The sequence below is a fragment of the Cyclobacterium xiamenense genome (assembly GCF_042140265.1).
Lineage (GTDB): Bacteria > Bacteroidota > Bacteroidia > Cytophagales > Cyclobacteriaceae > Cyclobacterium > Cyclobacterium xiamenense_A.
Genome location: NZ_CP159481.1, coordinates 1181835 through 1203726, shown reverse-complemented (window position 1 = coordinate 1203726; position 21892 = coordinate 1181835). Strand labels below are relative to the sequence as shown.

Annotated in this window: 17 protein-coding genes, 1 tRNA gene and 1 pseudogene; 8 read left to right on the top strand and 11 right to left on the bottom strand. The window is 50.2% G+C overall.

Translation table 11 applies throughout. The features are described from left to right. Nucleotides 1-109: 109 nt before the first annotated feature. From ABWH99_RS05135 to ABWH99_RS05120, 4 genes are all read right to left on the bottom strand, one after another. Nucleotides 110-1042: a 2-hydroxyacid dehydrogenase gene (locus tag ABWH99_RS05135; protein WP_375585225.1), complete on the bottom strand. Its 933-nt coding sequence runs from the start codon at nucleotides 1040-1042 to the stop codon at nucleotides 110-112. Between the two features lie 7 nt (nucleotides 1043-1049). Next, a complete protein-coding gene (gene mgtE / locus ABWH99_RS05130; protein ID WP_375585224.1) occupies nucleotides 1050-2417 on the bottom strand; it encodes a magnesium transporter in 1368 nt (455 codons plus the stop codon). Continuing rightward, nucleotides 2405-3187: a 16S rRNA (adenine(1518)-N(6)/adenine(1519)-N(6))-dimethyltransferase RsmA gene (gene rsmA, locus ABWH99_RS05125; RefSeq protein ID WP_375585223.1), complete on the bottom strand. Its 783-nt coding sequence runs from the start codon at nucleotides 3185-3187 to the stop codon at nucleotides 2405-2407. The genes mgtE and rsmA overlap by 13 nt, the downstream gene beginning before the upstream one ends. A gap of 146 nt (nucleotides 3188-3333) precedes the next feature. After that, entirely contained in the window at nucleotides 3334-3870 is a 537-nt protein-coding gene (locus tag ABWH99_RS05120) for a septal ring lytic transglycosylase RlpA family protein (protein ID WP_375585222.1), read from the bottom strand. 168 nt (nucleotides 3871-4038) lie between these two features. On the opposite strand from ABWH99_RS05120, the gene ABWH99_RS05115 reads away from it, so the two are divergent. Genes ABWH99_RS05115 through ABWH99_RS05105 form a run of 3 tightly spaced genes read left to right on the top strand, consistent with a single transcriptional unit; the run spans nucleotide 4039 to nucleotide 8304 of the window. After that, a complete protein-coding gene (locus ABWH99_RS05115; protein WP_375585221.1) occupies nucleotides 4039-5265 on the top strand; it encodes an exonuclease SbcCD subunit D in 1227 nt (408 codons plus the stop codon). After that, complete coding sequence (locus tag ABWH99_RS05110) at nucleotides 5262-8135, top strand: AAA family ATPase (protein ID WP_375585220.1); 2874 nt, start codon at nucleotides 5262-5264, stop codon at nucleotides 8133-8135. The genes ABWH99_RS05115 and ABWH99_RS05110 overlap by 4 nt, the downstream gene beginning before the upstream one ends. Then, nucleotides 8053-8304: a hypothetical protein gene (locus ABWH99_RS05105; RefSeq protein WP_375585219.1), complete on the top strand. Its 252-nt coding sequence runs from the start codon at nucleotides 8053-8055 to the stop codon at nucleotides 8302-8304. The genes ABWH99_RS05110 and ABWH99_RS05105 overlap by 83 nt, the downstream gene beginning before the upstream one ends. Nucleotides 8305-8396: 92 nt before the next feature. Here ABWH99_RS05105 and ABWH99_RS05100 read toward each other — a convergent pair whose 3' ends face one another. The 5 genes from ABWH99_RS05100 to ABWH99_RS05080 form a co-directional block, all read right to left on the bottom strand. Further along, the gene (locus ABWH99_RS05100; protein ID WP_375585218.1) at nucleotides 8397-9605 is read right to left on the bottom strand and encodes a glycoside hydrolase family 57 protein; all 1209 of its coding nucleotides are present in this window, start codon (nucleotides 9603-9605) and stop codon (nucleotides 8397-8399) included. A gap of 3 nt (nucleotides 9606-9608) precedes the next feature. Further along, nucleotides 9609-10889, bottom strand: a complete 1281-nt coding sequence (locus ABWH99_RS05095; RefSeq protein ID WP_375585217.1) for a glycosyltransferase family 4 protein — start codon at nucleotides 10887-10889, stop codon at nucleotides 9609-9611. A gap of 10 nt (nucleotides 10890-10899) precedes the next feature. Then, nucleotides 10900-12816 (bottom strand): amylo-alpha-1,6-glucosidase, encoded by a 1917-nt coding sequence (locus ABWH99_RS05090; RefSeq protein WP_375585216.1) that lies wholly within the window; start codon nucleotides 12814-12816, stop codon nucleotides 10900-10902. A gap of 576 nt (nucleotides 12817-13392) precedes the next feature. Next, nucleotides 13393-13468, bottom strand: a tRNA-His gene (locus tag ABWH99_RS05085). A gap of 77 nt (nucleotides 13469-13545) precedes the next feature. Continuing rightward, entirely contained in the window at nucleotides 13546-14889 is a 1344-nt protein-coding gene (locus ABWH99_RS05080; protein ID WP_375585215.1) for a dihydroorotase, read from the bottom strand. A 69-nt stretch (nucleotides 14890-14958) separates the two neighbouring features. Between ABWH99_RS05080 and ABWH99_RS05075 the strand changes: the two genes are divergently transcribed. The 3 genes from ABWH99_RS05075 (at nucleotide 14959) to ABWH99_RS05065 (ending at nucleotide 17760) form a co-directional block, all read left to right on the top strand. Then, nucleotides 14959-16311 (top strand): DEAD/DEAH box helicase, encoded by a 1353-nt coding sequence (locus ABWH99_RS05075; protein WP_375585214.1) that lies wholly within the window; start codon nucleotides 14959-14961, stop codon nucleotides 16309-16311. A 304-nt stretch (nucleotides 16312-16615) separates the two neighbouring features. Beyond that, the gene (locus ABWH99_RS05070; protein ID WP_375585213.1) at nucleotides 16616-17257 is read left to right on the top strand and encodes a hypothetical protein; all 642 of its coding nucleotides are present in this window, start codon (nucleotides 16616-16618) and stop codon (nucleotides 17255-17257) included. 65 nt (nucleotides 17258-17322) lie between these two features. Then, on the top strand, nucleotides 17323-17760 hold the full coding sequence (locus tag ABWH99_RS05065) for a nucleoside deaminase (protein ID WP_375585212.1): 438 nt from the start codon (nucleotides 17323-17325) through the stop codon (nucleotides 17758-17760). A gap of 2 nt (nucleotides 17761-17762) precedes the next feature. Here ABWH99_RS05065 and ABWH99_RS05060 read toward each other — a convergent pair. Beyond that, nucleotides 17763-18628: pseudogene (locus ABWH99_RS05060) on the bottom strand (alpha/beta hydrolase). A gap of 286 nt (nucleotides 18629-18914) precedes the next feature. On the opposite strand from ABWH99_RS05060, the gene ABWH99_RS05055 reads away from it, so the two are divergent. Beyond that, complete coding sequence (locus ABWH99_RS05055) at nucleotides 18915-19409, top strand: TlpA family protein disulfide reductase (protein ID WP_375585211.1); 495 nt, start codon at nucleotides 18915-18917, stop codon at nucleotides 19407-19409. A gap of 5 nt (nucleotides 19410-19414) precedes the next feature. Continuing rightward, a complete protein-coding gene (locus ABWH99_RS05050; protein WP_375585210.1) occupies nucleotides 19415-20041 on the top strand; it encodes a thioredoxin family protein in 627 nt (208 codons plus the stop codon). A gap of 41 nt (nucleotides 20042-20082) precedes the next feature. Here the strand turns inward: ABWH99_RS05050 and ABWH99_RS05045 are convergent, their stop codons facing one another. Beyond that, nucleotides 20083-21621 carry a hypothetical protein gene (locus ABWH99_RS05045; protein WP_375585209.1) on the bottom strand — a complete coding sequence of 513 codons (1539 nt, stop codon included), beginning with the start codon at nucleotides 21619-21621 and terminating at the stop codon, nucleotides 20083-20085. Between the last annotated feature and the right edge of the window lie 271 nt (nucleotides 21622-21892).

Below are 21892 nucleotides of genomic sequence, written 5' to 3'. Positions count from 1 at the left end.
ATAACGGTCTCAATCTTGAGACCGTTTCCATATGCTTCCTGTATTTCGTATCAACAAAGATAAAATAAGAATTCTTATTTTACAATTTCAAGGGCTAATTATTGGGGGGTCAGCCCTCCCATTGCCCGGCAATCTTGGCGACCAGGACCTGGTTGATTTTACGGTAAGACTCCCGGGTCCAGCCCGCTACATGGGGCGAAAAAAGAACATTGGTTCGCTGGGTGAGGGCATTAAAAGAAAGCCGCTCGCTCGCGGTCAAGGCCTCGAGCTTTTCCTTCTCCAATACGTCCAGGACGGCTCCTCTCAATTGACCGTTCGCCAGGGCCTCGTTCAGGGTGTCCAACCGAATTACTTCTCCACGGGCCGTATTGATCAAATAGAAGGGTTTGCGAAAACCTGCCAGCACTTCCTGGCTGAAAAAATACCGGGTATCGGGCGTAAGCGGCACGTGGATGCTCAAGACATCGGCTTTCTCCTGGAGGGTTTCGAAGCTGCATTCCGAAACCCAGGAATCGCCAAAACCGGTTTTGTACTTGTCATAAGCGAGGATTTCTACCCCAAAGCCCCGAAGGCGTTGCGCGAATGCCGAGCCCATATTGCCGTATCCAAAGATGCCCACGGTCTTGCCACACAATTCCTCCCCCCGATTGCCCTCCCGGTCCCAAATGCCCCTTCGCACCTGTTGATCGGATTGCTGGTAGTGATTGAACAAGGCCAGCAGCATACCCAGGGCATGTTCGGCCACCGCGTCACGGTTACCCTCTGCTGCGTGGTGAAGGGCAATCCCATTTGCTTCCAGGTAGGCCAGATCGATGTTATCAAGCCCAGCGCCTGCCCTTGCCACAAATCGGAGTTGGGGTGCTGTACGCAATAATTCCGCGTCAATGGGGGTTTTGGACCGAATGATCAGTCCTTCGTAGCGGGCTAAAACAGCCAGGATCTCTTCCCGGTCTATCTCCGGCCGGTAATCTACCCGATGCCCTTTCTCCTCTAGCAAAGGCACAATGCACTCGTGCATTTGGTCGATGATCAATATTCTCATGTGTCAATTATAGGTTCAATAGTAAGGTCGCCACTGCAAAATATACGCCAAGGCCCAGCAAATCGTTGGCGGTGGTAATAAACGGACCCGAGGCCATGGCCGGATTGATGCCCAATTTATCCAGCACGATGGGCGTGAGCGTGCCCATAAACGAAGCGAGCAGGACCACACTAAACAAGGCAATGGCTACCACGAGCCCAAATTTGGTCTCCTGTCCGTAAAGAAAAACCACGGTAAGCAAAACAAAGCCTGCCAATACCAATCCATTGAATACCGCAACCAGCAATACCTTGAAAAAACGTTTGGTCAGGCTGTCCTCAAAAACCGACTTGTTCGCCAGACTCTGCACCACCAACGTAGAGGACTGAATCCCCACGTTTCCCCCGGTAGCGGTAATCAGTGGAATAAAAAAAGCAAGAGCCGTAACGGCACTCAGGCCCTCTTCAAAAAAACCAATGAATCCCGCCCCGATAAGTCCTCCTACCATTCCGATAAACAGCCAGGGCAACCGAGCCCGGGAAAGGCGGTACACAGAGTCGGACTCCTCCACGTCGTCCGAAAACCCCGTCATGGCCTGAATGTCCTCATCTGCCTGCTCCCGAATGAGGTCAAGAATGTCGTCTACGGTAATCCGTCCCACCAGTTTGTTTTTCACATTCACTACCGGCACCGCTTCCAAGTCGTATTTTCGCATGATCTCTGCTACCTCTTCCCCTTCCATGTACGTGGGAACGGAGATGATATTGTCTTCGTAGAGGTCCGCGACCCGGGTATCGGATGCCGCCAGGATCAGCTTTTTTAAGGCCACTCTTCCGAGCAGCTTTTCCTTGTTATCCACCACGTAAATCGAAAAAATCTTTTCCACGTTTTCTGCCTGCCTGCGAATTTCTTCGATGGTCTGTACTACCGTCCAGTTGAGGTTGGCTTTAATGATTTCCTTGGCCATCAATCCACCGGCGCTGTCCTCGTCGTAGCGCAGCAGCTCAATGATATACAGTGACTTTTCCTTCTGCTCCAGGTGGCTAATGACGGCTTCCCGGTCGTTTACCACCAATTGATTCAGCACGTCCACCGCATCGTCTGAATCCATGTGATCAATCAGGGTAGCCAGCTCTTCCGGCGGCATGGCGGTAATCACCTTGTATTGGGAATCTTCGTCCAGTTCGATCAGGATATCCGCCGAAAAATCCGGATCCAATGCCCGCAACACAAAGAGCGCCTCCTCCATGTCCAACTCGTCCAGCAAGGAGGCAATGTCCGCCTTATTGGCTTCCTGCATGGACTCCTGAATAAACGGGATGTGTGCTTCTTCGATACTTTCCCGAAGCATTTCCAAGTATTCCTTGGAGAGTTCAAATGACTTTATTGCTTCCAAGATGATTCCAGTTTTTGAGTTAAATAAACAAAATCGTCCACACCCAATTGTTCTGCCCGCAAATCCAATAGTTCCATGGATTTGAATGCTTCGGAGAGGCCCATGGGCTTCAGCGCGTTTCGCAGGGTTTTTCTGCGGGTGTGAAATGCCTGTTTCACCAACCTGAAAAACAACTTTTCGTTACAGGGAAGCTCCTGTACCGAATTCCTTTTCAGACGAATGACGGCACTGTTTACCTTGGGTGGTGGATCAAAGACATCCGGAGGTACCGTGAACAAATACTCTGCCACATAAAATGCCTGCAGCAATACACTCAAAATCCCGTAGGTTTTATTGCCCTTTGGGGAAGTAATTCGTTCGGCTACCTCTTTTTGCAGCATGCCTACTACTTCCATCACCCGATCCCGCTCTTCGAGCACCTTAAAAAAAATTTGACTGGAAATATTGTAGGGGAAATTTCCAATGATGGCGTAAGGTGCCTTGTACAATTCCCGGTACTTGCCAGCCAGATAATCCCCCTCCAAAATGGTAAGCGCCCGCCCCGCATATTTTTCCCGCAGGTAGCTGACCGATTCGGAATCGATCTCGATCAGGGTCAATTCCCAGGGCTTTTCGAGCAAATAATCCGTCAAAACCCCCATGCCGGGACCTATTTCCAACACGTTACGGGTATCTCCAAATCCGGTAAGCGAGCACGCGATTCGTTCGGCCACCTGCAGATCGCAGAGGAAGTGTTGTCCGAGGTGCTTTTTGGCTCTTACTTTGCTCATAATAGACGGTAATACGCAGGAATTGGAGTCAACAAAAGTAAAACAATAATCTGTAACGACCATGCACCCATCCAATCTGTACGGATCGCTGCCGGCCTTCCGGACGAAAAGGATGCGTCACCAAATACGGTCGCCTACTGCCCAGGTTACGGAAATTGTCTGATTGGTTTTTTGATCGATTCCCTATCTTTCTTGTACGCAACATCAAAAAAATAGCTTCGTAACCGAATATCTTTTGGCACCTCCCGGTACTGCTCCCGCACCCAGTCGATTGCCTGGTGACTGAGCAATTCCAAACGCACCGGCACGATCCCGTCGTTTATCATGTCCAGGTGGGTGGCCACGCCCTTGGACAAATCAATGATGCGCGTGGATGACTTGGGAAGGCGATCGTTGATCCGAACGATGGCCTGATAGCCATTCTTTGTGTTCGTCACTTTCACCAGGGTACCAAAAGGCAGGTGCTTGTGGGCGGCAGTGAATTGCCACATATCAAAAATCTCACCGTTTGCTGTCATTCGCTGGTGAAACCTCTCGGCGTAAAAACTGGCTATCCCTTCCTGGATTAGTAACAGGGAGTCGGGAGCGGTAAAGGGAGACTGAGCCCTCGACTCCACAAGCGGCCCAAAGGCAGCCAACAAGGCCACCACCAACACTTTCATTGCACCATCCATCGCATTCATTCCAGGTAAAACAATCTCGACACCCGTCAAATTCCAATCAAATAAATGGATTTTTGCTAAATAAACCTGAACCGCTGGCTGTAAATTTTGGCAAATAGCCTTTGCCCTGCTCGGAGTTTGAAGTAAATTTAAGCATCAATTAAACTTTTAGCATTTGGTATACCGCCCATGAAACTCTTACACACGGCAGATTGGCATTTGGGAAAAAGACTTCAGGACGTGTCCCGCCTGGAAGAGCAGAAATTGGTGCTGGAAGAAATCACCGACCTGGCAGATCGGCACGAAGTAGACCTGGTGCTGCTCGCAGGAGATGTCTTCGATACGTTTAACCCCAGTCACGAAGCGGTAGAACTTCTTTACAAAACCCTTCGGAAACTTTCCAAAAACGGCGATCGTCCCATCGTGGTCATTTCCGGAAACCACGACAGCACGCAGTTTATTGAGGCCCCCGACCCACTGGCCAGAGAACTGGGAATCTTCTTTTACAGCCGGTACGATTCGGTAATTCCTACGGGAAAACTGGAGAACGGCTCGGAAGTACTGTTCTCGGACAATGGCTTTGTCTCCCTCAAATTGCCTCGCTACGATTTTCCCGTCCGGATCATTCTGGCCCCTTACGCCAACGAATTGCTCCTGCGTACGTATTTGGGCGAAGCCGACCGGGAAGCAGAACTGCGAAAAGTACTGGCGGACAGGTGGCAGGATATCGCCGATCGGTACTGTGACGAGCAGGGGGTCAACCTTTTTCTGGGACACTTCTTTTTTGTCAAAGAGGGAGAAAAACCCGAGCCGGAACCCGAAAGTGAACGCCCCATTCTCCACGTGGGTGGTGCGCAAGCGCTGTATACCTCCCAACTTCCTGCCCAGATACAATACGCAGCCCTGGGCCACCTGCACCGCTACCATGCCTGCAGCAACGAGCCCGTCCCGGCAGTCTATGTAGGCTCTCCACTGGCCTATTCCTTCAGTGAAGCGGGGCAGAGCAAACAGGTGGTGCTCGTGGAAGCGGTCCCCGGTAAACCCGTTCACTACCAACCCTTACCCCTCTATCAGGGCCGTACATTGGAAAGAAAAACCTTTGATGCCCTCCCCCCTGCCCTGGAATGGCTGGAAACCCATCCGGATTGTTTTGTGGAGCTTACCTTCCAAACCACGCACTCCATTGACGCAGCAACGCGGCGTAGTCTGATGAATGCCCACGACGGCATCATCAACCTCATCCCCCTGATCCAGTCCAAGGAACGGTCCGGCACACAGCAACTGCAGGTACAGGACCTGGAACGGGACATGGACAGCCTTTTCCGGATGTACTACCAGAGTGAAAAAGGACAGCCTCCCAACGAAGAGTTACTGGGCATTTTCAACGAAGTGATCTCCCAACCTGACGCCTCATGATCCCCGAAAAACTTACCCTGCAGGGGCTCTATTCCTACAAAGAACCCCAAACGATTGACTTTTCCTCCCTGACAGCTGCCGGGCTCTTTGGCATATTCGGGGCGGTAGGCAGCGGAAAATCTTCCCTATTGGAAGCCATTCTCCTTGCCTTGTACGGCAGTACGGAGCGGCTCTCCGATAAAGGCGAAAAAAACAGCATGATCAATCTTCAGAGCGAGTCCCTGCTGATCGGTTTTGAGTTTCGGGCAGGGAAAAACAACCAAAACCGCTTCCTCGCTCGGTATCGCGTCAAACGTAACCCCAAAAATTTTGACGAAATACGTACGGCCGAACACCACTTCTACCGCTACGATGAAGGCGAATGGGTTCCCATCCAGGAAAAGGCAGAAGCCATCCTCGGCATGAAAAAAGAGCACTTTAAACAAACGGTGATCATTCCCCAGGGAAAATTCCGAGAATTTATCGACCTGACCCCCGGACCCCGGGCCTCCATGATGAAGGAGTTGTTCGGCCTGGAACGATTTGATCTTTCCGCGAAAACGGGCATGCTGTTCAAAAAGTCCAAAGAGGAAATGATCAAACTCGAAACCCGTTTGGAAGCCTTGGAAACCTTCTCTCCGGAAAAACTGGTAGAAGCAGAAAAAGAAGCCAAAACACTGGAGCAGCTGGTCAGAGAAAAGGAAAACGCCTTTGATAAATCGGCCCGACACCTGCAGGAAATGGACCGGTACCGGGAAAAACATCGGGAACTTACCCAATCACGAAAAACCTGGGAAGTACTCGAAGAAAAACGTCCGGAAATCGAAAAAAAGAAACAGGAACTTACGAATTTTTTACGGGCTAAAACCTATCTGTTCCCCGTATGGGAAAAAATATCCGAAGAAGCACTCGCCCTGGAAGAGGCCACTGTCGGAACCATCAACTGCACCCGGTTCAAGGAACGGTACAAAACGGAGATCGAAACCTTGCAACAACAGGAAACGGAACTCAAAAACAAAGTTAACCAACGCCCACAACGCGAGGCAAAAATCCGGGACCTGCAGAAAGTATTGGAAATTCAGGGCCTGAACCAGCAACTCCGCACGCTTCGGGAAACCCTCAACTCCCTGAAACCCCGGCTGGAAGCTTCGCAGCTAAAATTCCTTTCGGAGCAGGAAGCCCTGGAAAAAATGGAGCAGGAAGCCGAATCCCTCGAAATCGCTGACGGGCATCAGGAGCTGGCAGCACTTCAACAGGAAAGCAAGGAATGGAGGACCCTCCTGGCCCAAAAAAAATCCCTGCAGGCGCGGCTGGAAACGCTACAGACAGAAGCAAAGGAGATTGCCCGGGAGATTGACGCAACCCAGGCCCTCCAGCCCGCTGCGCATGCCGGCATGGACGAATGGATGGATGCCCAAAAAGAGGCCATAAAAGTTCTGGAGCAGAAAAAAGACGAGCTGATCGCAAAAAAAGCCCTGCAGTCCCATGCCCATGCCTTGAAGGAAGGAGAAGCCTGTCCGTTGTGTGGCTCACGAGAGCACCCCTCCCCGCTGTCGGCCAGTCCTGCCGGCGACCAAGCACTGACACGCGTTCAGGAATCGCTGCAGAACTCCCTGGAAGAATTGGAGCACACACGGGTGCTGGCGAGAAAGCTCCTGCTACTAACAACCAATCAGGAACATCAGGGAGAACAGGTAGCGCGTACACAGCAGGAACTGGAGCAAGTGCAGGCACACCTGGACCAACTGCTGCAAAACCTGGCTGCTAAAGGGATCCAGGGAGCAGAAGGCCTGGAGGTCCAACGGGAGCAACTCGAAGAACGGCTGCGCCAACAAGCCGCACGCCTGACAAACCTACGGGAGCTACGAAAGCAAAAAGATCGGCTTGGAAAGGAAATTGAAGAAGATCAAAATCAATTCCGGGAAGTGGAACAACGGCAATTTGGCCTTCGCAGCAGGCTGAAAGCAAAGGAAGAGGAAATCTCGGACCGGGATTTTGTTAGGTCCTACCTGAATACCTCCTCCGGTATCATTCAGGAAACGATCGAAAAAGTGCAGCAGGACATACTGGAGACTGCCCAGCTATGGGATGGAAAACAGAAAGTACTACGCGATACCCAAAGCAAAGCCGCCACCAACCTGGCTAACCTCCATAATTTTGAACAAAAAAAAGAAGCCTGCCAGCGAAAGCTGGAAAGCCTGAAAGTAGAATACGCGCAATTACTACAGGAATACGGATTTTCAGACAATGAAGAACTAACTGCACTCTACACGAGCAAGCTGGATACCGAAAAAACGGATCAACAGATCCGGGAATACGAACAAAACTGTTCGGTGGTGGCCTCGCGCATTGCCGAATTGGAGAAAATAGAGGAAGTGGTGGACTTCCAGCAGGAAGCCTACGACCGCCTTTCCTCAACGCATGCAGAGGCAAAAGATGCACTGGATCGGTTAAAAAACCAGCTTACACTCCTCTCGCAGTCCCTTAGCGAGATTCGGGAAAAACTATCCCTCAAGGCTGAACTCAGCCAGAGCGCGGATAAACTGCAGACCCGCCTTACCTACCTGAAAGAATTGGACCAGCTATTCAAAGGTAGTGGATTTGTCAAGTACCTGAGTCGTATTTACCTGCAGGAACTCTGCAATACCGCCAACCTTCGTTTTTCCAAGCTGACCAAAAACAGCCTGAGTCTGGAAATCGACGATGCGAAGTACATTTTGGGTTACCGACCACCTCAATGGAGGCAAAAAACGTTTGTTAAAAACCCTTTCCGGGGGACAAACCTTCCAGGCCTCCCTCTGTCTGGCTTTGGCACTGGCAGAAAAAATCAAATCCCTGAACCAGGCCGACCAGAGTTTTTTCTTCCTGGACGAAGGCTTTGGTGCGCTTGACCGGCAATCCTTACGGGTAGTGTTTGAAACGCTGAAAGCATTGCGTCACGAAAACCGCATAGTCGGTATCATCAGCCATGTAGAGGAACTGCAACAAGAAATCGCGGTCCATGCCACCATTGAACTGGATCCTGAAAAAGGGAGTCAGGTGCGGTACAGTTTTCGTTGACAAGACACCGCTCCACCCTTCCCCTGGCAAGGAGAAGTTGCTTCAACTGGCGGAAGGCGAGCGGCAAACGCTCGGTGGAAGCGCGTCAGGCCTTAGCCCGAGACCGCTGCCCGTTCTTCCTGTTTGAGTCGCAGAATAAAGTCACTAAGCACGTTCATGTAATTAATAAAGGCTTCGTAGGGGCTTTCATAGGGGCTAAAGTATGCGTGAATATCGCCGTCGGAAAAAAACTTCGTACACATGTAATAGAAGTGGTCGCTGGTCTGCAGGTAGCGCCAATCCCGGTGAATTTCCGGATCGTTGGATTTCTTTACCTTTGCTTCCAGTTCGAAGAGCCGGTCAAAGGCTTCGTCCTGCAGATCATTACCCAGCCAGGCCGTCAAATCCCGTTCTTCGTCCGCCCAGGAAATCGGGATGGGCACGTGAATTTTTCCGACAGGGGAAGCGTTAGCAATCACTTCGGAGGGCGTAGCAAACGTAAAATTGGTTTGATTAAAAACGGCATCCGGTAAGTGCCGCATGAATTCGAATATTCCCGTCTCCTTCCACTGGTGCTCTCCAAAAGTTTCGTAATCCATAAACAAATTGATCACTTCGTCCTCGGCGGGTACCTGGTTGAGCCAACCCATGAATTTATCGGTGGTGAGGGGATAGTCGGACCATTTCTTTTCCCCAAAACGAAAGGCAATGTCGTCGCTCAACCGGAAATTTTTTAAGAGTACCTTTAGTTTGGGTTCGTTGGCATTCAGGTACACAAAATTCGGGCTTTTCCAGCCCAGAATGTGCTTGGCTCCCTCCGAAAGGATGGCGTCAAAGCCCATACCGGCGACCATTTCTCCGATGCTGTCGGAGTAAATAAGCTCGGTATTCCGAAAAACCCTCGGGGTATACCCGTTAAAATGCTGCTTAATTTTTTCCTGATGCAGCCGAACCATGTCTTTAAATTCCGACTCACTTTTCAAGGCACATAGGGAATGCGCATAGGTCTCGTTTAGCAGCTCTACGTGACCTGTGGCTACCAATTCCTGGAAACTGTGCAACACCTCCGGAGCATAGGTCTCCATCTGGTCAAGGATGGTTCCCGACAGGGAAAAACATACCTTAAACCTTCCGTCAAACTTCCGAATGAGTTCCAGCAGCAATTGATTCATCGGCAGGTAGCACTTTTTGGCTACCTTGTTCATGATGTTTCTATTGGCGTAATCGTCCCAATAATCGTGATCATCGCCAATTTCAAAAAATCGGTAGGGCTTTAGTCGAAAAGGCTGGTGTACTTGAAAATAAAAACAAATGGTTCTCATATCCTATAGATTTACGGTTTCTTTATATATATCGATGACCTTTTTGGCCACATGTTCCCATTTGAGCCGCTTTAGTTCTTCCCTGCCCAGCTCCCGAAACATTTTTGAAATGCCATTGTAATGCAACAGCGCAAAAATGGCATCTGCCATGGCGTCAATGTCCCAAAAATCCACTTTGACGGCGTTTTGGAGTACTTCTGCCACTCCGGATTGTTTGGAAATAATTACGGGAGTATTGTGGCGCACGGCCTCCAATGGCGAAATTCCGAACGGCTCGGATACGGAAGGCATGACGTATACATCGCTTAGCGCAAACATTTTGTCCACATCGTCTCCTTTGAGGAATCCGGTAAAATGAAACTTGGTTGCGATACGCAATTCGGCCACTCGCTGAATCATTCTGTTGAGCAAGTCTCCGGAACCAGCCATCACAAAACGAACATTGTCGTCTTTTCGAATGACTTTATGGGCCGCTTCGACAAAATACTCCGGGCCTTTCTGAAAGGTGATGCGTCCCAGAAAGGTGACGATTTTTTCTGGTACTTTCTTTTCTTCCTTCGATTTGATGATGCTGGTATCCAGGACGGCATTGTGCACCACCGTCACCTTTTCTTCGGGTATCCCGTATTTCGATACAATGGTGTTTTTGGTAAGTTGGCTGACGGCGATGATTTTATCGGCGGCTTCCATGCCGGCTTTTTCGATATCGTATACCCGCTGATTCACCGTTTGCCCGGACCGGTCAAATTCGGTCGCGTGTACATGGGCGATGAGGGGCTTTCCGCTCATTTTTTTGGCGGCAATTCCGGCAGGAAACGAAAGCCAGTCGTGCGCATGGATCAAATCAAATTTCTTGTTTTTCGCGATTTGAGCGGCCACCAAAGCATAACGGGAAACCTCCAGAATCAGGTCTTTGCCGTATTTACCACTAAAGGAAAATTTATTGGAAAGTACGCTGGATTCCAACTCGTCCTGATCCTTTAGTAGCCGTTCGGTATGGTTGTGGTATTCCTCCGGACTCAGGTAGGGAATCAAAAAAGAACTTACTTCCAGATAGGTAAGGTTTTTCCAAATGTCCCTGAAACGACGTTCCCGGTAGTCGATTTCCACATCGCTGGCGTTGACAAATTCGGCCAGCGGGTCCTCGTCTCCCCAAAGCTTCGGAACTACGAAAATCAGGTCTTGTTTGTGGTGGGCCATTCCCTTTACCAACCCATAGCAGGCAGTACCTAAACCTCCGGAAATATGGGGAGGAAATTCCCATCCAAACATTAAAACTTTCATAAAAAACCTTTTAAAGATTGTCGACTAAATATTTCATCCGTAGCAATTCCCCCACGCTCCACGCCTGAGAAATTGCCCCCTTCGGCCTGTGAGGAGGATCCCCATCGTAGATTTCCGCGATGGCGCCCACTCCGTACTGGGTCATCACCCCATCAAAGCTACTGATCATCTGCTCCACCAATTTTTTGCCTTGTTTTCCATGCAGCTTCAGGTAGCCCTCGGCAAAATGTCCCAATAACCAGGGCCAGGCGGTGCCCTGGTGGTAGGCATTGTCTCGCTCGTACTGATCACCCTGGTAATAACCTTTGTAGCGGGGATCACTAGGGGCGAGTGTTCGGAGGCCCCGATTGGTAAACAAGTTATTTTTGACCACCTCCAACACCTGGTCCTTTCGCTCGTTGCTGAGCGGACTGTAGGGGAGCGATGTGGCAAATACCATATTTGGCCGGATGGACCAATCCTTCTTCTCCCCTTGCACCACGTCGGCCAGGTAGCCTTTCTTTTCGCTCCAAAATTCGGTGACAAAGGACTCCTCAAGCCTGTCCGCCAATGTCTTTGCTGCCTCTTCTTCTGAGAGTTCGTGGTAGAAACGCAAGGCATTGTACCACAGCGCGTTGATTTCTACCGGGCAGCCCATCCGTTGGGTCACCGGGCCGTCCTTGGTGACGGCATCCATCCAGGTCAGCGCGATGCCCTCTTCTCCCCCACACAACAGGCCATTGTCCAATACGTGGATGTTGAAGGCAGTTCCCCGTAGGAAGCCGTCAATAATCCCCTTTAGTTTATCCAGGTAGCGAGTACGCACAGTTTCCGCATCCCCGGTAAAAATCACGTATTGCTGCAAGGCCCAGAAATACCAAAGGGGGGCATCGATGCTATTCATGTTGGTCATGACACCGCTACCGACGTTCGGAAAAAGGGCGCCTTTCAGGTCCCGGGACATGGAGTCCATTACGTCCAGAAAGGTCTTTTTGTCATCCATGGTCAGGGTAAGGCCCGGTAAGGCGATGAAGGTATCTCTTCCCCACCAGCCAAACCAGGGGTAACCTGCAATGACCCGTGTCTCCCCATTCCGCCGGCTGATAAACTGCCCCGCCGAATTCTTGAGGCAATTGACGAAATTATCCCGGGGAATCCGCCGGCTGATTTCCTCCTTGAAGGAATCCTGTAGCTTTTCGGGTGCTGCCTCTTTCAGGCCGGCCGATAAAATGACCGACTCGCCTTTTTCAATACTAAATTCGAAATACCCCGGTACGTACAAGTCTTCCTGGTAGTCGTATCCCCGCTCTATTTCCCGAATGTATTCGATGTTGTAAAACCAATCAGGAACGGGCACAAACACGTTTTCCTTCGAAATTTGAAGGGAAAGTGGATCATAGGCCTCGTACAAGCGAAACTGCACGCCATTTTTAATTTTCTTAATTTTTTTATTGACGTAGGTATTGGCCTTGGACAGGGAATGGTACCCCCGAAATGCCAAAAAAGGGCTTACCCGCAGTTTGGTGGGAATCAGCGCATCCACCAGGGTGTATTTCACCATGACCCGATCCGCCGTCGAATCCAGAATGATTTCCTTTTCCAGGACCACCCCCCCTACCCGGTACCGGAGTTTCGGAATGGGCTCGGAATCAAAATCCTCCAGGTATTTGTGTCCGCGAGGATAGTAGTTTCCGGGGTACTTATTGATACCCAGATTAAACAAAGCGTCCTTTTGTGCGATGGTTTCGTGCAGATTGGAAAGCAGTACGTGTAACTGTCCATCTATCTGCGGCTGGGGCGCCACCAAAAGCCCATGGTATTTTCTTGTATTGCAGCCGATAATCGTCGTACTCGTGTAGCAACCGGATCGATTGGAACGGATGATTTCCTTTTCTAAAGAATAATTTAGGTTAATGAGTTGCGTCTTATCGAAATGTATATAGCTCATTTAAACAAAAGTTTGTGGTTTTTATAAAAATACTTGAATACTTCGTAAAGAAAAATTAATGGCGGAAAAACTACTCCAAATACCTTCAAAAATGGGGAACCCTTCTTAGCCAAAAATTCGTCCACAAAAAAAGGGACAACTTGCCCCCTTTCTCTCGGTTTATACGCCCCTGTCGATCAAGCACTTTCTTTCTGAATTGCTTCCAAATTTCGGATCGACTCTTCAAATTTCACCATATACAAATGCACCTGGTTCAAATTGACATACCTTATTTGCGGAAATTTTTTAGAAGGTTGAAATAATTTAAACATGACTTGCGAAAATTAATTGAATCCTATGCTACCCGATACTCAAATTATATGCCATAAATTTAACCTCACCGCACCACTGCAGACCCTTCCTGTGACGAAAGAACAGTAAGGGGCACTCCAAGGCAACAGGCGCCACCCCAACTGCCTTTTCCCCGGGCCTGGTTTTACCCGATTACCGGGACGACCAACGAACACCCGCCGGAAAAAGTTGCCTTCCCGGAAAAAGGGAAAAAAAACAACCCTCCCGGTAGCGGGGAGGGTCTGAGGGTGAAAGACCGGGTTCGAACCGGCGACCTCTGGTGCCACAAACCAGCGCTCTAACCAGCTGAGCTACAATCACCATTTTTCACGTTTCCAATGCGTTTATTGGATGGGAAGGCAAAGGTAATATGCTTTTTTTAGTCAAACAATACATTTGCTATACATTTCTGGAAAATTTAAGGCGTTGCCCTTGCCGTTCTTCATGAAAGGTTCCGTTCGCGTACGCAAGGTGTCCGGAAACGATCGTATGGGTGATTTTAGATCGAAACGTTTGCCCCTCAAATGGCGACCAACCGCACTTGGAGAGTACATTTTCACGGCTTACTTCCCAGGGATCATCCAGGTCCACCAACACCATGTCGGCATGGTAACCCGGACGCAGGTAACCCCGCTTTTCGATTTCAAAAAGGATCGCCACGTTGTGACTGCTTTTCTGCACAATTTGTTCCAGGCTGATCTGGCCTTTGTGGTACATTTCCAACAGAGCCGGCAGGCAATGCTGCACCAAAGGCCCACCCGAAGGAGCCGAGGTGTAGGGATGGGACTTTTCTTCCAGCGTGTGTGGCGCATGGTCGGTTGCCAGTACGTCGATGTGCCCGTCAAGCAGCCCCTTTAAAATCTCTTCCCTGTCTTTGGCGGTTTTAATAGCCGGGTTCCATTTAATCAAATTCCCTTTGGTTTCGTAATCTTCCTCTGAAAACCAGAGATGGTGTACGCAGGCTTCGGCAGTAATCCGTTTTTCCTCCAGGGGAAGGTCCTTATCAAATAATTTGACCTCTTCGCCGGTACTGATGTGTAGCACGTGCAGTTTGCTGCCGTACATTCGTGCCATATCGACCACCGTTTTTGACGCATCGTAACAGGCCTCCCAGGATCGTATTTTCGGATGGAAACGCACGGGTATGTCCTCTCCATATTCCTCTTTATATTTTTCCAGATTTGCTTTAATGATGTGATCGTTTTCGCTATGGGTGGCGATGATCGTGGGACTGTATTTGAAGATCTGTTCCAGGCTATCCGGATTGTCCACCAGCATATTGCCCGTGGAAGAACCCTGAAAAACCTTCACCCCGCATACCGTTTGCGGATCTACTTTTTTAATAGTCTCAATATTATCGTTGGTAGCGCCCAGGTAAAAGGAATAATTGGCAAGGGATTTTTTGGCCGCCAGGGCAAATTTGTCTTCCAGTAAATCCAAGGTAGTCGCTTGCGGTACGGTATTGGGCATTTCCATATAGCTGGTAATCCCACCGGCTACGGCTGCTTTACTCTCGGTATAGATTTCTGCCTTGTGGGTCAGGCCTGGCTCCCGAAAGTGCACCTGATCATCGATCAGACCAGGCAGCAGGTATTTTCCGCCGGCATCTATCTCCGTATCCGCTTCGTGTCCCGAGAGGTCTCCACCCACTGCAAAGATCAATCCCTCTTTAATGTAGAGATCGCCCTGCATAATCTTACCTTCATTCACTATATTTGCATTCCGGATTAAAATTCTTTTCATACCATCGTTCTTTGAGAGAAAGGGTCGCGCGAACCACCCCGTTTAATCGTTTCATAAAAATAGAAAATCATGTCCGATCAACTGCAATCTTTTGACAATTTTAATCTCAACAAGCAACTTTTACGCGCAGTACAGGAAATCGGCTACGAGAAACCCACCCCCATACAGGAAAAAGCCATTCCCCTGGCCTTGTCCGGTCACGACCTTCTCGGCATCGCCCAAACCGGCACCGGTAAAACCGCTGCTTTCGTACTCCCAGTCCTGTTTAAAGTCAAATACGCCCAGGGACAACACCCGCGGGCACTGATACTGGCACCCACTCGGGAACTGGTCATGCAAATCGAAGAAGCGATTATAGGTTTTGGTAAACACACCGACCTACGCTACGTTTGCCTGTACGGTGGACTGGGCCCCAAACCGCAAATCGAAAAAGTACAACAGGGCGTGGACATCCTCATTGCCACCCCGGGGCGCTTTCTCGATCTCTACAAAAAGGGCGTGGTATACACCCGGGACATCAAAACCATGGTACTGGACGAAGCGGACAAAATGCTCGACATGGGTTTTCTTCCGCAAATCCGCGCCATCCTGGAAATTATTCCCGTGAAACGGCAAAACATGCTATTTTCTGCGACATTCAGTGATAAAGTCGAAAATCTGTCGCACGAATTTCTGGAATTTCCAGAACGCGTAGAAGTAGCTCCTCAAGCCAGCACGGCAGACACCATCGACCAATACAAGTACTACGTACCCAACGTCCGGACCAAACTGGACCTGTTGGAAAAAGTCGTAAACGGGCCTGGGTTTGACCGCGGCATCGTATTTACTAAGTCCAGAAAGAATGCCGAGGAGGTGTTTCGCTACCTGCAGCATCGGCAGGTTGGAAGTATTCGGGTCATCCATGCAAACAAAGGCCAAAACACACGCATCAACAGCATGGACGAATTTAAAAAAGGCTTGGTGAAAATCCTGGTGGCTACCGACGTGGCTGCCCGGGGACTGGACATCAGCATGGTCAGCCATGTGGTAAACTTCGACGTGCCGCTCATCTACGAGGATTACGTCCATCGAATTGGCCGAACAGGCAGGGCAGAGAACGAAGGCACAGCGCTGACCTTTATCAATCCAGCCGAAAGCTACCACTTCGAAAAAATTGAAGCGATTATTCGCAAGGAAGTTCGGGAACGACGCCTCCCAAAAGACATTCCTGCACACGAAACCCCCTTTGACGAGCAGCAAGGCTACGAACGGGAAATCGATAAACAAAAAAGAGGGGAGGATCCGGAATTCAAGGGTGCTTTCCACGAAAAAAAATCCTACCAGCCAGCCCGGGTGGAGAAACCGAAAAAACGTGGCAATAAAAACAGCAAAGCAAAGCGCAACAGAAACCAGATGAAAACCAAGGGAAAGTACAAAAAATAAGCCCCACTGCTATTCTGCTATTCGGGAGAAACCCCCCCATCCTTTTTTTTAAAAGCCTTCTTTCGCTGATACACAGAAAAATGCGATTTAAAAATTTAAAATTGTAAATTAAATATTATATAGATTTTTTTACTGATTTTTTTCCGAAAAAAACTGCTATTATTTCGATTTTGTCAGCGATATTTGTCCCCAGAACACTGCACGATTTTTTCAGGAGCAGCTAGCAGCGGACGATCCCGGTAGACTTTTCAAAGATCCGGGAGAGGCAGGAGCCCCTGGAATTCCTAACTTATTAATGGAAACCATGAAAAACGTAGTTGGAATCTTTTTTTGGTGCAGCCTGCTCGTTTTAGAGGCCGGCGCACAAGTTCATTTTTTTAAAAATGCCGAGGTTGAAAGCCTCGTGGAAAATCACGAAACCATCGCCACCCTTCCATTTCAGGCCCGGGTGACCTTGCCTCCGAATCAAATGCAATCGCTTTCGGCCGATGAGCTCGCTTCGCTGGAGCGTCTGGAGGGGCAGAGCATTCAACAAGCACTTTTCACCTGGTTTCAGAACCACAAAGAGAAGGGGGAACTAACGGTAAACGTGCAGGACCCAGCGGTCACCAATAGCAAGTTGACTGCCGCAGGAATAAGCCTGCACAATTACCAGGACATCGCCCCCGCGCATCTGGCAGCCGTACTCGGGGTAGACGCCATCGTCATTGGTAGTTACGAGACCAACCTGCCCCTCGCAGCCCGTTCCCCACAGGACCGGGAAGGGAAGACTCCCGGAGAAGCGAATCTGGCCGTTATCAATTTATTCATCTACAACGCTGCAGACGGGGAATTACTGGTTCAGTTCCACAACGGTATCTATGGATCAAAAGCGCGTCTGAACGACGGGCTCATCGAGGCGCTCTTGAAGAAAGTCTCCCGCAAAATGGTGTATGCCAAAACCTAGCGGTCCAACCTGAGTATTCGGAAGAAAATTTTTCGTACTTTCAGGGGAAACCCACGGAACAAGGAATGGATAAATGGATGGAGGCAGCGATCGACGAAGCAAAAAAGGGCCTGGATGAGGGCGGAATCCCCATCGGATCGGTGCTGGTATACCAAGACAGGATTATAGGCAGGGGGCATAACCGGCGCATCCAAAAAGGAAGTTGCATCCTTCATGGAGAAATGGATGCCCTGGAAAATGCCGGCAGACAACCCGCTGCGGTGTACCGGGAGTGCACCTTGTACACCACGCTCTCCCCCTGCCCGATGTGTTCGGGAGCAATTCTGCTCTACGGTATTCCCCGAATTGTCATCGGTGAAAACGAAACCTTTATGGGTTCCGAAGCACTGCTCAGGCAGCACGAAGTAGCCCTCACCGTACTCCAGGATCCCGTGTGCATAGGGCTTATGCGCCGATTTATCCAGCAAAACCCCGATATCTGGCAGGAGGACATTGGCGTCTGAAGCTATTTCTGGCGAAAGGTGTCCGAAACAAATCGCAGTACTTCCGGAAGTGATTCTCTCCAGTACGTCCAGTTGTGGGCCCCATCCCGAATCCTGAATTCATGCGGGATTTCCTTTTTCTTCAGTGCAATGTGTACCAGGCTATTCCCTTCGTAGAGAAAGTCGTCGTCTCCGCAATCAAAAAACCATTTTACCGATTTGATTGTCTCCGCAGCGTTCAACTCGATCTGCCGAAGCGCCTGATGGCGGTTATAATACGCCTCCAACGCAGCCGGATCCTTTACGGCAGTCCCGTTATTCTCCAACCCTTTTTTGAAATCCTCAAAGCTGGTGTTTCGGAGGGCTGCACTCAGGGGCAGGCCGAGGAAAACAGGTCTGGACGGTGCATGGCATAGAAAAAGGTACCTCCCCCTCCCATGGATAAACCGGCAATGGCTCGGTACCTTTTTTCCTTCTCGATTCGGTACTGCGCCTCAACATAGGGCATCAATTCCTCAAAAAAGAAGTCTTCGTACCGCCACTCTCCTTCTATATCGTTGAAATAGCCCCGCTTTCCGGTATTGGCATCGGGCATGACGACGATCATCTGCGTGGCAATGCCTTCAGAAAAAGCCCGGTCGGCGATATGCTGCACCTCACCGAACTGTACCCATCCGGTTTGGTCGTCGCCTGCTCCGTGGAGCAAATAGAGTACCGGATACGACCGCTGGGAGTAGGCGTAGCCGGGAGGAAGGTAAACAGCAAATTTCCGCTCCATATTCAGGATTTTGCTATCCACGGTCAGCGCATCAAAAACCTGGCTATCCTGAGCACATACAGTGGAAAAGGATACAAAAAAAACCAACAAGAAGGCAAATAAAGGTCGCATAATAAATGGGGGTTTATTTCCGGTGACTAAAACTTTGGATACATTTGGATACAAGCTACTAAATTCAGCGCTAAAGCGGTAAAGATAGCCGCCTTTTGCCAAAAAAAGACGTGAAAATGCAAGCCAGTTTTTTGAAGCAAAGCGCCTTCGTTACAATTTCCGAACCAACCGGAGGCGCGCTCTTCCATTCGAGTACCGAACGTTACCGCCTGTCGGCCTCCTATTTGGCCAACCAATCCAATTCAAATTTGTACAAAGCGATGTAGACACCTTCCATCCCTACCCCATGAAAACCAGTCTCACCGGATTCTTTTTCGTCTTGTTACTCGTGCTTCTTCCGGGCTTTTCGACCAAAGACCTCCCAAAACCGGAGTTTAAAATTATTTCCTTTGCGGAATTCGAACAATTGGCGGCACAGAAATCAGAAAAGTTGCGCATCTTCAATTTTTGGGCCACCTGGTGTGCCCCCTGTATCAGGGAAATGCCTTATTTCGAACAAGCAAACCAGTCGGATGAGGAACTGGAACTCTATTTTATCTCTATCGACGATGCCCGACGGCCCGACCGGGTCACATCCTTCATCGAACGAAAAGCCATCCAATCACCCGTCTATCTGCTGAATGACGTGGATTTCAATTCCTGGATCGACAAAGTCAGTACCGATTGGACCGGAGCCATTCCTGCCACGCTTTTTATACAGGCGAATGGGACCAGACATTTTCACGAAGGGGCCATGGAAGAAACCGAACTGCTACAACGTATCGACCAACTCAAACAGTAAGCGTGATGAAACATACCCGAAAAATTCTATGCACCGTACAGGCATTTTTGATGCTAACAACTTTTTCGCTGGCCCAGAATGATGGATACCAGGTAGGCGACGAAGCCATGGATTTTCAACTGCCAACCGTGAGCGGATCGCAGGCCTCGCTGAGCGGGCTGGAAGACAATCGGGGCGCGGTTGTCGTGTTTTCCTGTAACACCTGCCCCTACGTAAAGGCCTATGAGGACCGGCTGATCGAGTTGCATCAAACGTATGCCCCCAAAGGATACCCCATTATCGCGATCAATTCGAACGACGAAAGGATCAGTCCGGGAGATAGTTTTGAGGCCATGAAAAAAAGGGCGGCTGAAAAACAATTTCCATTTGCCTACGCCTACGACAAAAGCCAGGAGGTCATCCGTACCTATGGAGCGACGCGAACTCCGCAGGTCTTCCTCCTGGAAAAAGAATCCGATCGGTACATGGTTCGGTACATCGGTGCCATTGATAACAACTACCAGGATGCCGCATCCGTCAGTGAACGGTATCTGGCTGATGCATTGGACGCCTTGCTAAGCGGAGAGCAGGTACCACGGGAAACGACGAAGGCCATCGGCTGCAGCATCAAGTGGACGCGAAATTCCCGGTAATGAGGCATCGCTACCGCTGAGGTACGATGCTTCCCCGGCACTTATTCGTAGCCGTGGTACAGGTAAATGGCGCCATAGGTCCATTGCGGTCCCTGAATTCCCGGGTAATTGTACCGATCCATCATCAAGGCAAGGTAACGAAAGGGATACCCCTCGGGTAGTTCGACCACGTTGGGCCATACCCGGGTACCGGATTCCGCATCCCAGGGAGGGAGGTCCATTTGCAAGGTCCCCTGTTCCTTCAGATCCGGGTAGCTGTAAATGAAGATCTTCCGTTCGCTGCTTCCGAAGAAGGCATAGCGCTGTTCGCCAATTTTTTGGAGCGAGGTTCCGGTGGAGTTAACCGATACCGGTCCGGCAAGAGGTACAAATCCGCGATTCCACTGTTCGGATTCCAGCAGGATGGCCTTGTATCCGTTTTGGTTGATGCAGGTAAGCATGCGCCATTTGCCGGCCGCTGCATCAAAAAGCAGGTGCGGATCTTCAATGTCTCCAACCATGCCAAAGGGTTCCGCCTGCATGACCGAAAAGCCAAATCGGGGATCCTTTTTGCTGGATATGGTAAGTAGCTGCTTCGCTTCGTTTTCGTTGGCATAGGCACTAAACCCGGTGGTGAGCCCCTTCCACATTTCCTCCCTCCGATCGTAGAACACATGAGAAGCCACCTCGTTTCGCAGCAGGCCGTCGTTCCTGTCAAAAACGATCACTCCCTCCAGTCGGAGATCAAAAACCGTAGGATCCATACTAAATACTCCTTGCAGGGGGTGGGGCAGTCCCCTTCCGCGAATGGTGAGGGTGTACCACAGCCTTCCCGCGTCCAACAGGGGGCTTCCATCTTCGTAGGTAATGGCCCGGATATCCGCCAGACCCATGCCTGCTCCCAGGTAGGCATCTACCCGGCCGATGTGCACCGCACCCTGGGAAATCTCCAGGAATACCTGCGATTGGAAGCGATGGATTCTATCTCGCTGCCGTAAATCCAGGTACTGACTGAATTCGCCCTGCCCGATCACCAGGGGCAAGCCTGCATCCTGAAGGTACACGGTCAAGCCACTGCCCAGCAGTTGCAAAATGATTCGCTTCCCTGCCAGGGAGTCGCTGGAAGCGGTCTGAATGGACGTGGATAAAACCTGAAGCGAATCCTCGAACACCTCCATCCGCAAGTCCTGCAACCGGCCATTGGTATATTCCAGCCCTACGCGCATTCCCTCGGGTCCCGAACCAAAAGTGAATCCCAGCACCCCGGTCCCGCTGAGGTTTCCCAGATCGAGGGAATAGGTGGCAAAGGGATTGAATCCGCCAAACCAGACTTCTGTGTGTGAAGCCTCTTCGGAACGGACGAGCAGTTGATCGTTTTTCAACAGAACGGCTGCTTTTTCTGCCCGATGGTGGCTTATCGGATGCATGGCGGGCAATCCAATGATGGAGGCTGGATCCAGGGAGGCCAGTGGTATGCGTTGCTCCTGATCGAAAACAAACCGCTTCACCCCTTGCCGAACAAACCGCAGGGCCTCCGGTGAGGGCTGCGCCTGAATGGAGGCCATTACGAAAATTAATGCCGGCAAAAAACAGTACTTCATGAATTTATCATTTTTTAGCAAAGGTCAGTGGTCGCTGACCAATAATCCTCCGCCTGTGGGAAGCCTGCCTTAGGCAGGTCGGGTGCAGGCAGGCAGGATAGCAAACGCACCCGAATATACGCATACATCGGGTCCACTTACTAGTGGAAAGTGCTCTTTTTTACAGTCCTCCATTCAATCCGGAAACGAACGCTCGGCTGTTCGCAACTCGTTTTCTTTCCAAGGCGGGGCTGAAATAAGTAGCCTATCCCTTGTCCGATGCAGTATAGGA